We start from the raw sequence: 13,608 nt of genomic DNA, 5'->3' as shown, positions 1-13,608 counted from the left end.
CTTTTTTGTAAAAAAACTTTTGTTGCTTTTGCTGGTATGGCTTGATTAAATTATCACCTGATAGGTATAATTTATTTTGTTGTTATGCAATATAAAAAGCAATATTTTTTTCAAATATTGCTTTTTATGTGTTGTTAACCTAAAAGTAACGCATCATCGGTAACTTTTTCACCGCGTGTTTTTTCAAACATATCTAATAAATCAGTTACAGTTAATTTAGCTCGTTGTTCTCCAGATACATCAAGCACGACTTGCCCTTGATGAAGCATCACTGTTCTAGTGCCATACTCTAATGCTTGTTTCATCGAATGAGTAACCATCATGGTGGTTAATTGGTTTTTTGAAACAATTTCATTGGTGAGTTCTAAAACAAACTGTGCGGTTTTTGGATCAAGTGCTGCTGTATGTTCATCAAGCAATAATATTTTAGATGGCTGTAAAGTTGACATTAACAAACTAATAGCTTGTCTTTGACCGCCGGAAAGTAATCCCATCATATCTGATAATCGATTTTCAAGACCTAAATTTAAAGTGGCCAGTTTTTCTTTAAATATTGATCTGATTTCGTGATTAAGAGCTGGAGATAGCCTAAAACGATGTCCACGGTTATAGGCGATGGCAAGATTTTCTTCGATTGTTAAGTTTTCACAAGTTCCAACCATAGGGTCTTGGAATACGCGAGCAACCATACCGGCTCTTTTCCATGCTGGCCAGCGAGTGACATTTTGTCCATTAATGACAATATGACCAGAGTCAACAAGTAAATCACCACTAATCACATTAAGAAATGAGCTTTTTCCGGCTCCATTACTGCCTATAATAGTGACAAATTCTCCCTCACTGATATTAAGATTTAACCCACGTAAAACATGATTTTCGATAGGCGTGCCTCGATTAAAGGTTAATTGCAATTGTTCTACTTTAATCATGCTGACTTCCCTCTTATTTTGGCGTGTTTTTTTAATTGCTTAGGCACAACTAGAGCTAGCACAACAAGTATTGCTGTGATTAGATTGAGATCTTCTGTTCCGACACCGATTTCTTGTAAAAATTCATTACTAAGTGCAAAGGCAATGAATAAACGATATAAAATAGAGCCGAAAATAACGGCTAGCATCACAGTCCAAATACGTTTAGCTGGGAAGAGGCTTTCACCAATAATAATTGAGGCAAGACCAATTACAATTGTACCAACACCAATGGTAATGTCGGCACTGCCTTGCGTTTGCACAAAAAGGGAACCCCCTAGCGCAATTAAACCATTTGAAATTGCCATACCCAAAATGGTTATGCCATCTGTCGGTATACCTTGAGATTTTGCCATTCGGGGGTTAGTGCCTGTTGCTCTTAAGGCAAGTCCTTTTTGAGTATTTAAAAATAGATTTAGTAACATCCAAAATACAAGCACAAATCCTAATATCATAAGGGGTTGCACAAAATATTGATTACTGTAGTCTTCAGCAATAAATGGTGAAAATATTGTTTTGGCATCAAGTAAAGAAAGATTAGGTGAGCCGGCTAGTCGAGTTGTTTCATCCATCACGTAAGGCCCAATACCTAATATTCTTAAATTAATAGAATAGAGCCCTATCATGACAATAATACTTGATAATAATTGAAGAATATTGAGCTTCACATACAATATTCCTGTCATCGCGCCAGCAAGACAGCCAGCAAACATACCTAATAATGTTGCGATCCAAGGATCGATGCCTACATAAATGCACAATCCACATACTGCGCCACCAAGAGGAAAGCTGGCATCTGCAGTAAGATCGGGAAAATCAAGTAAACGAAAGGAGATAAATACACCTAAACTCACTAGTGCATAAATAAGTCCAATTCCAATTGAGCCTAATAAAAATTCAAAAGACATGAAAAAAATCCATTAAAGTTAATCGCCAAAGTTGGCGATTGAGTTAGAAATTAGTAAATTTATTTTTCGACAATTTTGGCAGCTGATTTTAATACATTTTCAGGTAATATAACACCTTGTCGTTCAGCCGCTTTTTTATTTATTGTTAATTGAGTGATATTGCCTACTTGCGGTGCAATATCGCCCGGGTTTTCACCATTAAGTATACGGATAACAATTTTACCAGCTTGACGACCAAGATCATAATAACTCATCCCTAAAGCAGCAATTGCACCGCGTTCTGTCGATTCTGGATTAGATGCAATAAGGGCGATTTTACTTTCATTAGCCACTTTTGCTAAAGCTTCATAAGCAGAAACAACGTTATTATCAGTAGTCGTATAAATCATATCTACCTTACCTTTTAAACTTCTCGCTGCTGTTGATATATCAGAAGTGCGCTGGGCTGGGGCAGCAATAATTTTCATACCTCGTTTTTCTAGTTCAACCTGCAATTGTTTTAGAATGATGGTTGAATTAGTTTCGCTTGGACTATAAACATAACCAATATTTTTAGCTTCAGGTTTAATTTTTAACATCAGATCAATTTGCGCATCTAGTGATAAAGCATCAGATACACCTGTTACGTTTGTTTTTGATGCATCCCAACTTGGTGTTAATTTGGCTACCACGGGATCGGTAACGGCAGTGAAAACTATCGGAATGCGTTTTGTTGTCGCAACTAATGCTTGTGAACTTGGCGTGGCTATTCCGACGATAACATCTGGTTTACTTGCTACAAATTGTTTCGCGATTTGGGCTGCATTGGCACTACTGCCTTGTGCGCTCGAAAATTGTAATTTTAAATTTTTTCCCGCAATGTAACCATTGTCCTTTAACTCATCTTCAACCCCTTTGCGTACATTATCTAATGCTGGGTGTTCAACGATTGCTGTAATAGCAACAAATTTTTGTTCATTTTTAGCATCTGCTGAAGAGTAAAATGCTGAAAACGATAAACTAAGTAGCATAAAAAGTTTAAAAATAGAATTACGCATAAGGCACTCCTGTAATATTTTTTTTACAACCAAGCTAAATATTGAGTTACTATAAAGCAAAAATAGATAATTTTCTAGCGTAAAAATTGTTATGAGTGTAAATATTTTATTACACTTATAGGTAATTTAATGTCATATCAACATACTATCGTAAGTGATACTAACCCAGTTATTGGAAGACAAGGATTATAGGTTATATCAATTGGTTGAAACGGATTATTTGTACCATTTTTTCTTTGCCCACTTCACTAAATGAGCAAAGTTCTTAATTCATTCTGGTGAGGTTGGGCTTAATTATTACCTATGACTTTGTATGCGGATTGAATAACGTCAGGAGGCAAGGTTATTCCTTGTTTTTTAGCAGCATCAGTATTGATGACAAGGCGTAGGGCTTGCCCTATTTCTGGGGCAATACTTCCTGGCTTTTCACCTTTTAATATTCGAACAACCAGTTTACCTGATTGACGTCCTACATCATAGTAACTCATGCCATATGCTGCAACAGCTCCGCGTTCAATTGCATCAGGGAACGAAGCTAAAAGTGCGATTTTATTTTCATTCGCAAATTTGACTAGGGACTCATAAGCTGAAACAACATTGTTATCGGTTGTTGTGTAGATTAAGTCGACTTTACCTTTTAATGTATTAACAGCTGTTGAAATATCCGCAGTTCGTTGGGCAGGCACGGCAACCAAAGCAATATTTTGTTGGGATAAAAGCTTTTGTAGATTTTTTAACACGACAGTTGAATTAATTTCGCTTGGGCTATAAATATAGCCTACCGATTTGACATTAGGGACGATTTTCTTCATAAAGTCGATTTGTGGGCCTATCTCTTGATAATCGGAAACACCGGTGATGTTTGTGCCTGTTGGTTGCCAGTTTTTAACTAATTTAGCCGCGATAGGGTCGGTAATGCCGGCAAATACGACTGGGATTTGTTTGGTTGCAGCGGCAGTTGCTTGAGCGCTTGGTGTTGCAATTGCCACAATGACGTCTGGTTTAGTGGCGACAAATTGTCTAGCTATTTGGGCTGCTGTAGCACTGCTTCCTTGTGCACTTTTATATTGCACCGTTAAATTGTCGTTTAACTTATAGCCGTTTTCTGCCAATTCATCTTTAACACCATCACGAATTTGATCTAATGAAGGATGTTCAACAATCGCCGTAATAGCGACATTTTTTATTGTATTTGCGAAACTCAAAAAAGGTGTAAACAAAAATATGATTAATAAAATAAAGCGTTTCATAAGTCGAACTCGTAAACTAGTACAATAGTTCTATTCTAGCTTTATTAATCAAAAAAGTTAAGTTGTATTTGTTAATTAATTATTATATAAAAAAATATCAGCATTATAATATGAATTAAATGATTAATTATTTTTAATAAATTTTTTATATACTGATACCCATAAAACTTAATTTTTGTAGGTATCAGTATATACGTTTTTTTATTTAGCAAATATAAAAGGATTTATACCACTTTTTGCAAAACCCTCTTCTTCTGTTTTGATATCTAATATCAATGAGGCAATATCGTCAGCGATGACTTCAATATGAGGGTCTTTGTCTTGATCGAGTATTTTTAGATAACTATGGCAAACGTCACAACATTCAGTTTTTGTGGCTGCAAGTTCCTTTTCTAGTGAGAGATATTGTATACCTTTCATGTTATCGCAACAGGTACATTTAACTCTAGGCACATACCATTCACTTTCACATAAACTACAGTGCAAATAGCGCAAACCATTGTGGCTACCTAATTGAATTACGCTAGCTGTTGGCATGCTATTACAAACAGGACACAACCAAAGTTTATCGGTATTTTCTGCGATAGCTTTACCTTTAATTTGGCTGGCAAGTTGGCAATAATAAACCGATAATGATGACCAAATAAATATTGTTTCATTGCCATCGACTCGATCAAATTCTCCTTTAAGTAAATGCAATGCTTTATCTTGTAATTCTAGAGAACTATTTTTTTTAAGCTGGTCTATGACTAAAGTGATTTGCTGCGTTGTATCAGAAAATGAGTTCAATAATGAAGTTAAGTAATCTTGCCAAGTATTTTGAAGTGGTAAATTAGCTAAACTAAGTGGCGGGCGATCGCTGTTTAATAAACAAGATACATCAATATCTATAGGATTATGTTTAATTAAATTCGCTTGTTTTTCAGCGATTATTGCACAAAATTTCAAATAATCACTAATTGGACTATTGTTTGCAAGGCTCGTTAAACGCTCTGCTCGATGAATATACAGCGTTTTAGGCGATGGGTAAAAGAGTAATGGAATTTGTTTAATAACTGAGTTTGTCGCTTGTAGTTCTAGTTGATCTTGAGGGATGATTTTGATACTCATTATAAATGCTCATTGATTGTGATTTCACTTATCACTGATTTTTACTTTTAAGATAACTCCGCTGATAGTGACTATCAGCGGAAAATACAATTACAGTTAGAGGAGAACGTCTATGCTGGCTTGTGCTCAACGTCTGTAGATTCTGCTTCAGATTTGGCCTTTGCATTTAGTTCATTTTGATAAATTTTTTCCATTTCTTCCTCATACCAAGTAGAATGATTTTTTCGTGCCCAAGCACGTGATACGTAACCTGTTATCATCCCTTTAATAGAGCCTTTCACCCAAATTGCCATATAAGCATGGCCAATAGCAAGTAAAATTAAAGCTATAGCAGCAAACGAGTGGAAGAATATCGCAATACGTACAACCTGTACTGGAAAATAATCAGAAATATATTGGCGCCACATGATTAGCCCAGTAATACATAATACAAAAATTAAGCTCATAATGCACCAGAATAAAAACTTCTGACCGACATTATACTTGCCAATTGGAATACCTTCTTCTTTGCCCATAATGACGCTTTTAAAGTTTTTTAACCATACAATATCTTGTTTGTTAGGGATATTATGACGAGCAAGCTTTACAAACATAAACATCAGTAAGACAAAAACAATACAACCAATAATTGGGTGTAATGCCCTCACTAATTGTGGTGTACCAAGGAATAAACCAAACAGTTTAATTGATGGAAAAAACAAGGATAAGCCTGATAGTGCAGTAAGAATAAACAGACACACCATACACCAGTGGCAAAAACGAACAATAAGTGGTGTTCTTAAAATCATGCCTTTTTTATTCATGATGATTCTCCTGTTGTGATGAATTAGCACCATTTTTGCGACCAAAAACGGGTAATCCTAGACGTTTTCGCGCTTGTCTATCAGCTTGTTTTTCTTGTTCAATGTCATCTTCATCCACTTCAATTGCACCAACCCCCATGTAATGAAAAAGCAACCCGCCAAATGTTGCAACAAATGCAGCTGCGGATAACGGTTTCCAAATACCTTTCCAAAATTTGACAATTTCACTAATGTGTGGGTCTTTTGGTAGGCCGTGATACAGTTCTGGTTGATCAGCATGGTGTAAAACATACATAACGTGAGTACCGCCAACACCTTGTGGATCATAAAGGCCAGCATGTTCAAAACCGCGTTTTTTCAAGTCTACAATTCGATTTTCAGCATGACGAATCATATCTTGTTTAGTGCCAAAGTGAATAGCACCAGTTGGGCAGGTTTTAACGCAAGCAGGCTCTTGCCCAACTGCAACGCGATCCACACATAAAGTACATTTGTAAGAATGATTATCTTCTTTACTAATTCGAGGAATATTGAACGGGCAACCTGCGACACAATAACCACAACCAATACAGTGTTCCGATTGAAAATCAACAATACCATTGGCGTATTGAATAATAGCGCCTTCTGATGGGCAGGCTTTCAAACAACCAGGATCAGAACAGTGCATACAGCCATCTTTACGAATCAGCCATTCAAATTTGCCGTTAACCTCAACTTCTGAATACCTCATCACTGTCCATGCTTTCGGCTCTAAATCAGCCGGATTATCATAAACGCCGACAGTATTACCCACTTCGGCACGAAGATCATTCCATTCGCTACACGCAACTTGACAAGCCTTACAGCCAATACATGTGGTTACATCAATTAATTTAGCCACTTCTTGTTGGTAATCGCGTGCTCGTGGCGCTGGCGTTAACGAATTGGTTCCCGAGCGGCGAATAATATCTTGTGTTTGTAATGACATAATTTATCTTCCTCCCTATGCCGCACTGGTCACTTTTTCAATATTGACTAAAAATGATTTATATTCTGGCGTTTGTGAATTGGCATCACCTAAATGTGGCGTTAATTCATTCACCAAAAATCCTTTCTTCGTCTGACCTGTGAATCCCCAAACAATAGGAATTCCAATAGTCTCGATTTCTTTACCATCAACAGTTAATGTCGGAAGGCGCTTTGTCACAACAGCTTTAGCTTTGATATAACCGCGATATGAAGTCACTTTTACGGTATCGCCTAGTTTTATGCCTTTTTTATTGGCTAAGTTTTCGCTGAGCTCAATAAATTGTTCTGGCTGAGTAATAGAAGCCAGTCTGGCATGTTGAGTCCAAAAGTGGAAATGCTCGGTGATACTGTAAGTGGTACCAACATAAGGAAATTCACTGGCATTTCCTAAGCGCGCCAAATCCTCTGTAAATGCCCGCGCCACAGGGCTACTCACTTGATTTGGATGTAATGGATTATTGGTAATTGGTGTTTCAAACGGTTCATAATGCTCAGGGAACGGGCCATCGACTAATCGATTTAAACAAAACAATCCGCCTAAACCATCGTTATTCATGATAAAGGCACCCGCTCCAGCACTTGGCGATAGCGTTGCAGTAAAATCAGGAACATCATTACCGTCCCAGCTTGAACCATTCCATTTTACCAGTACGCGTTTGGGATCCCATGGCTTGCCGTTTTCATCCGCCGAGGCACGATTATAAAGTACCCGCCGATTCATCGGCCATGCCCACGCCCATCCGGCATGAATACCTTTACCTGACGGATCGCTAGGATCTCGCCTTGCCATTTGGTTACCTTGCTCTGTCCATGAACCACAAAATATCCATATTCCTGATGAAGTTGTTCCATCTGCTTTTAATTGAGAAAAACCACTTAATAGCTGACCTTTTTTAAGAATAACATTGCCATTGGTATCGGTGAGATCAGCAAGGGCTCGCCCATTATAATCTTGCGCTAGCTCTTCTGCAGCAGGGCCTTCTGGATTTTGATAATCCCAAACTAAGTTATTGATTGGCTCATGATATGCCCCCCCTTCTTCGGCATATAACTCTTTCATTCTAAGAAAGATACGAGCGATGATTTCTGGATCATATAATGACTCATAAGGCGGTCTTGCTGCCGCCCAGTGCCACTGTAATAAACGCGAAGAGTTAACGATAGTGCCGTTTTCTTCAGCAAAACAGTTTGCAGGAAGCCTAAAAACTTCTGTCTGGATTTGGCTTGGATCGACATCATTCGATTCACCATGATTTTTCCAAAACTCTGCCGTTTCAGTTGGCATAGGGTCAATGCTAACTAAAAACTTCAAGTTCGATAAACCGTTACGGATACTATTTTTATCTGGTAGCGCAGCAAGAGGATTGAAACCTTGACAAATAAGACCATTGGCTTGACCATCACGCATCATTTTACTGAATCTTAATACATCATAGGTTTTATCCCATTTTGGTAACCAGTCAAATCCCCAATTGTTATCTTGAGTTGATTTATCACCATACATTGACTTCATAAAACTGACAAAGAATTTTGGGTAATTTGCCCAAAAATTAACTTCGTCTGGTCCTAGCGGTTTAGGCGTTTTTTCCTCTAAATACTGTTCGAGTGAAACTTGAGAATCTTTAGGTAAATCAAGATAAGCAGGTAAACGATTTGATAATAAACCGACATCAGTTAAACCTTGAATATTGGAATGCCCTCGTAGTGCATTAATTCCACCACCCATTACGCCAATATTACCTAAGATAAGCTGAATCATTGCAGCCGTACGGATAATTTGTGAGCCATAAGTATGCTGAGTCCATCCTAATGCATATAAAAAAGTGGCTGCTCTATCATGAGTTTTGGTGCTTGCAAGTGAGCGACAAACATGTAAAAATCCCTCAATTGGGCTTCCTGTCACTTTATTTACCATTTCAGGTGTATAACGACTGACATGATTTTTCAGTAGATTCCATACACAGCGAGGATGGCTGAGTGTTTTATCTCGAAGCGCATAACCATTTTCATCTTTTTGATATGCCCAACTGGTTGGATCATATTGGCGATTAGCTGAATCATAACCGCTAAATAACCCACTATTGGCATCAAAATTAAAATCATCACGAACAATTAAACTTGCATTACTATGGGTCACTAAATAGTCAAAGTTAACTTCGTTATTGGTAATAAGATAATTAATAATACCAAGCAAAAATGCAATATCAGATCCTGAGCGAATCGGTACATAGTGATCGGCAACCGAAGCGGTTCGATGAAAACGGGGATCAATGGCAATCAGTTCTGCGCCATTATTAATTTTTGCTTCTATGGCCCATTTAAATCCAACTGGATGAGCTTCGGCCGCATTACCCCCCATGACAATAACAACATTAGCATTTTTAATATCATTCCAGTTGTTAGTCATAGCACCGCGACCAAAAGTAGCGGCTAAACTTGATACAGAAGGACCATGACAAACCCTTGCTTGGGTTTCAAGGCTTAACATGCCTAATGCACGTGCAACTTTGAATGCCAGCCAACCTGTTTCATTACTCGCAGCTGAGGTAACAAGCCAGCCTGTTGTTGTCCAGCGATTAACTGTCGTTCCTTGTTCGTTTTTTTCAATAAAGTTTTTATCTCGGTCAGCTTTCATTAAGCGAGCAATTCGGTCAACGGCTTCATCCCAACTAATTTTTTGCCATTTATCAGAGCCTGGAGCGCGGTATTCAGGGTATTTGACACGTTGTTCACTTTTGATATAGTCAAGTACACCAGCACCTTTAGGACAAAGCGAACCACGACTAACAGGATGGTCTGGATCACCTTCAACATGGAATATGGATGATTCAGCATTTTTTGCACCATCTCCACGGCTATAAAGTAACATTCCACAGCCAACTGAACAGTAAGTACAGTTATTACGGGTTTCTTTTGATTTGAGTAATTTAAATTGGCGAGTTTGTGCGAGCGCCATATTAGGCGCTAGTCCTAGTGTGGCAACCGTTGTTCCTGCCATACCACCAGCACAGATCTTAAAGAACTGTCTACGGTTAAATAGCATATGGACTCCTTAAAAAGCTGACATTACATTATTTGATTTGTTATATTGGAATCTATTAACATCCCTATAATTTGTAATGATAATCTTTAATGGCATGGAAATAAAGGGGGAAAAAGAAAATTTGATATGCGTCAAATTTTAGATAAAAGAATTATTTTTATCTCAATTTGTTTTTTACTTTCTATACTATTTAACCTATTTATAAACATAAACTTGCCCATTTGGATAAATGGACAAGTTAAAATTAATAATCTTGTTATTTTATTGTTTTAATAAAGGGGTAATTTCGTCAATAGTTTGCATTACTCTTGCGGTAATGAGAGGTTTAAGTATTGCATTCATTTTTTCAATTTTTGATAAATTAACCCCATCTTTGTCATCTAGATAACCTTGTTCTCGTAAAGAAGCAACAAGCGTTGAAAACACACCTTTATCAAAAAATTCGGGTGCATTGATGCCATGTAAAACTGATAATCGTTCAGCTATTAACCTGCCTTCTTTTTCTAATGTTGCACGACTAATCGTTGGATCTTTTTGCAATAAAGAAAACGCAATAGCATAACGTTGTAAGGTATCTTTGGATGAAGAAGCTAGTAATTGTAACCCCGACATTTTCAAAGAGTTGAGTGTTACTTTGTCGGATGAACAGTTGATTAGGCTTAATTCGACATACGATTTAATAATTCTATGAACATATTCCGTTAGTTGCTCATCATTATGATAAAGAAATAGCTCTGATTTGATTAAAGGGAAAAGTAGTTTTACTTGTTTTAAAATTTCGTCAGATGAGATATGGTTATTTTTGAGTAAAATTCTGGCTACGATGGCTGGAATAATCAATAAATGCTGAATATTATTGCGATAATAGGTCATTAAAACTGCTTGTTCTGCAGTAAGACCAACAATTTCACCTGCCTCATCGGTTGTGATCTCAAATTTTCCCATTTCTTTGGCATGTTCGAACAATTCTTCTGCAGTTTGATCTGGAATTGTTACCAAATTTGAATAAGGAATGTTCTTTAATAATTTTAATAATTTATCAATGAATTCAATTAGCCTAACTTTGGTTAACGCTTGTTGATCTGCGGCCAACAATATTGAGCAACATAAATTCATTGCATTAATTGCGGCTGAACAATTAATGTGCTCCATTATTTGTTTAGCAAGTAAATTGGTTGTTGGTGTTAACCAACTTGGGCGTTGAGTACCAGTTGGTTCAATTTCAGTTCGCCAATCAGGAACTTGTTGGTATAAAAACTGATTCAGAGGTATCGGTTGTCCAAAATTAACATAACCAAATCCTAATTTCTTTAACTTGAAAAAGGCTTTAATTGTACGCCACAAACTCTCTTTTTCTTTCTTAGCACCACGGAGTTCATTGGCATAAGTTGCGACCTCTAAAACATGTTCATAACCAATATAAACAGGCACAACAGTAATTGGTCTGGCATCACCTCTTAACTGTGTTTGTATAGTCATCATCAACATACCTGTTTTGGGATTGAGTAATCGACCTGTGCGTGAGCGCCCACCTTCAATAAAATACTCGACAGCATAACCATGGATAAATAGTTCGGCCAAATATTCACGAAAAACAGCAGTATAAAGCTTATTTCCTCTAAATGAACGACGAATAAAAAATGCACCTAGTCTTCTAAAAATAGGACCTGCTGGCCAAAAGTTCAAATTAATGCCAGCAGCGATATGGGGTGGGACTAACCCTTGTCGATAAAGCACATAGGATAATAATAGGTAATCCATATGACTACGATGACAAGGAACATAAACAATTTCGTGTCCGTTTTGCGCAAGTTCACGGACGGGATCTGCATTTGTTACTTTAAGGCCTTGATAAAGTCGATGCCAAGCCCAAGTAAGCACAAAATCTGTTATTCTTAGCATACGATAAGAAAAATTAACTGCAATTTCGTTTAGCATAGCTAATGCATTTTTTTTAGCTTTATCAAGATTAATATTTTTACTTTTAGCTTCCTCTTGTATAGCTTCTGAGAGCCCAGGATTATTTAATAATTTATTAAGCATTTCTTGGCGAACGGGTAGTTTTGGTCCGACAGATGCCATTCTTTGTTTTGCAAAATGAATACGAGCAACACGGGCTAATTTATGAGCTAAAACAGGAAGATCTTGCTGTCTATCAACATGAATATCTTTGAATGAAACTGTACGAGAAAATCGAGTATAACAGTCTCTCCCAGATGTGATTATTTTAAAAAATTTACTAGTTGCACCAAGTACTTGTAGTGATAATTTCTTTTTACCTTCAGTATCTGGTCGACGCCCAAACATGACCGAAACAGGTAACATTTGGATGTCTAGATCATGATTTTGTTGATGTGCCGAAATATAATCTCCTAAAATTTCAATTGCTTTATTTTGTTGTTGATTGGATGCAAAAATACCAGGACCTTTATCAGTATAGATATAAGCCGGTATGGTTTTTCCATTAATATCTATGCTAATTAATGGGTCAGGTAAGTTATATTGCAAACAAAGAGACCGAATTACCATCAAATCGATTTGAGAGTTGTAAGGGAGTACGTATAAAATTGGTTTGTTGTTGTCAAGATCTAATTCTATTATCGGATCAGTAGGAATCGGTTTACTATTAACAAAAAGTTTTACCAAAATTTGGATAAGAAAAAAATAAACTTGAGTCCACCAAGAAAACATAAAAAATAAACCTCATACGTTTGTGTTATTGATATACTTAACTGATTTTAATTGTTTAACCCATCAACCAAACAACAAACAACAATAAGTGTGTTTTGCTTGTAAAGCTAGATAGCTTTTTTATGCATTAAAAAGAGCAATGAATTAAAAAAATATACTTGTTATCGTTTAATCGTTAGCAAATTTACGCAATTTTCATTTCATGTAATTTTGGATAAACTAAGAAAATCAGATTATAACGATACTTAATAGTATTATAACGGTTTATTGTTACCAACGCCACGCATCTACTTGGCTTTTATCTTCAATGTTGATCTTATTTATCAAAAAAAACAAGATGATTTGCCTAAACTACGATTATTCACTTTATTTTAGGTATCTATTAGTGGTTATTATGCTTATTTAAAATGTTTGCCCTCTTAGCGAACAGAATTCAATCAATAGTTAGATAAGAGGATTAATACGTTATTTGAATTCCATCATGGGTTATAGATGTTTACATGATAGACTGTTAGATGAAGGTTATTATTTATCTCATGAACTCGTTCGTAAGTAAATGGATAAACTTAATCTTAAAGCTAAATAGTGCAAGCAATATAAACAGACAACCAATAATAAATAATAAAAACAATATATTAATTTATTTTTGGTAAAATACCTAATGATTTTTTAGAGGTTTATTTTGATAATGAAGTGTAAATAGTTCGGTGTTTTTCTACATAATTTATTGTTATTTAGTATAATAAAACTATTAACATTATCATTTTGATTAAATTAAATTAAATTAAAT

9 protein-coding genes are annotated in these 13,608 nt (G+C 36.3%); all 9 read right to left on the bottom strand.

What is annotated here, in order from left to right:
• Positions 1-134: 134 nt before the first annotated feature.
• Positions 135-929, bottom strand: a complete 795-nt coding sequence (locus A9G22_RS07930) for an ABC transporter ATP-binding protein (protein ID WP_065587233.1) — start codon at positions 927-929, stop codon at positions 135-137.
• Entirely contained in the window at positions 926-1,876 is a 951-nt protein-coding gene (locus A9G22_RS07925) for an ABC transporter permease (protein ID WP_065587234.1), read from the bottom strand. Before A9G22_RS07925 ends, A9G22_RS07930 begins: the two co-directional genes overlap by 4 nt.
• 59 nt (positions 1,877-1,935) lie before the next feature.
• The gene (locus A9G22_RS07920; protein WP_075508652.1) at positions 1,936-2,913 is read right to left on the bottom strand and encodes an ABC transporter substrate-binding protein; all 978 of its coding nucleotides are present in this window, start codon (positions 2,911-2,913) and stop codon (positions 1,936-1,938) included.
• A 290-nt stretch (positions 2,914-3,203) separates the two neighbouring features.
• Positions 3,204-4,163, bottom strand: coding sequence for an ABC transporter substrate-binding protein (locus A9G22_RS07915; RefSeq protein ID WP_075508651.1), 960 nt, complete (start codon positions 4,161-4,163; stop codon positions 3,204-3,206).
• 201 nt (positions 4,164-4,364) lie between these two features.
• Positions 4,365-5,273 carry a formate dehydrogenase accessory protein FdhE gene (gene fdhE / locus A9G22_RS07910; RefSeq protein WP_075508650.1) on the bottom strand — a complete coding sequence of 303 codons (909 nt, stop codon included), beginning with the start codon at positions 5,271-5,273 and terminating at the stop codon, positions 4,365-4,367.
• A gap of 110 nt (positions 5,274-5,383) precedes the next feature.
• Positions 5,384-6,076: a formate dehydrogenase subunit gamma gene (locus A9G22_RS07905; RefSeq protein ID WP_065587238.1), complete on the bottom strand. Its 693-nt coding sequence runs from the start codon at positions 6,074-6,076 to the stop codon at positions 5,384-5,386.
• Positions 6,069-7,043 (bottom strand): formate dehydrogenase subunit beta, encoded by a 975-nt coding sequence (gene fdxH / locus A9G22_RS07900; RefSeq protein ID WP_081297009.1) that lies wholly within the window; start codon positions 7,041-7,043, stop codon positions 6,069-6,071. Before fdxH ends, A9G22_RS07905 begins: the two co-directional genes overlap by 8 nt.
• 15 nt (positions 7,044-7,058) lie before the next feature.
• Positions 7,059-10,127, bottom strand: coding sequence for a formate dehydrogenase-N subunit alpha (gene fdnG / locus A9G22_RS07895; RefSeq protein WP_081297010.1), 3,069 nt, complete (start codon positions 10,125-10,127; stop codon positions 7,059-7,061).
• 261 nt (positions 10,128-10,388) lie between these two features.
• On the bottom strand, positions 10,389-12,818 hold the full coding sequence (gene plsB, locus A9G22_RS07890; protein WP_065587239.1) for a glycerol-3-phosphate 1-O-acyltransferase PlsB: 2,430 nt from the start codon (positions 12,816-12,818) through the stop codon (positions 10,389-10,391).
• Positions 12,819-13,608 lie beyond the last annotated feature (790 nt).

Source organism: Gilliamella sp. App2-1 (assembly GCF_001690255.1).
Taxonomy (GTDB): Bacteria; Pseudomonadota; Gammaproteobacteria; order Enterobacterales; family Orbaceae; genus Gilliamella; species Gilliamella apicola_G.
The sequence above is the reverse complement of the archived record's forward strand: the minus strand, read 5'-3'. Positions and strand labels throughout refer to the sequence as shown.

Excerpts from the sequence above, each read along its gene's own strand:
- A9G22_RS07930 (WP_065587233.1), bottom strand. The coding sequence starts at position 929 with ATGATTAAAGTAGAACAATTGCAATTAACCTTTAATCGAGGCACGCCT.
- A9G22_RS07925 (WP_065587234.1), bottom strand. The coding sequence starts at position 1,876 with ATGTCTTTTGAATTTTTATTAGGCTCAATTGGAATTGGACTTATTTAT.
- A9G22_RS07920 (WP_075508652.1), bottom strand. The coding sequence starts at position 2,913 with ATGCGTAATTCTATTTTTAAACTTTTTATGCTACTTAGTTTATCGTTT.
- A9G22_RS07915 (WP_075508651.1), bottom strand. The coding sequence starts at position 4,163 with ATGAAACGCTTTATTTTATTAATCATATTTTTGTTTACACCTTTTTTG.
- fdhE (WP_075508650.1), bottom strand. The coding sequence starts at position 5,273 with ATGAGTATCAAAATCATCCCTCAAGATCAACTAGAACTACAAGCGACA.
- A9G22_RS07905 (WP_065587238.1), bottom strand. The coding sequence starts at position 6,076 with ATGAATAAAAAAGGCATGATTTTAAGAACACCACTTATTGTTCGTTTT.
- fdxH (WP_081297009.1), bottom strand. The coding sequence starts at position 7,043 with ATGTCATTACAAACACAAGATATTATTCGCCGCTCGGGAACCAATTCG.
- fdnG (WP_081297010.1), bottom strand. The coding sequence starts at position 10,127 with ATGCTATTTAACCGTAGACAGTTCTTTAAGATCTGTGCTGGTGGTATG.
- plsB (WP_065587239.1), bottom strand. The coding sequence starts at position 12,818 with ATGTTTTCTTGGTGGACTCAAGTTTATTTTTTTCTTATCCAAATTTTG.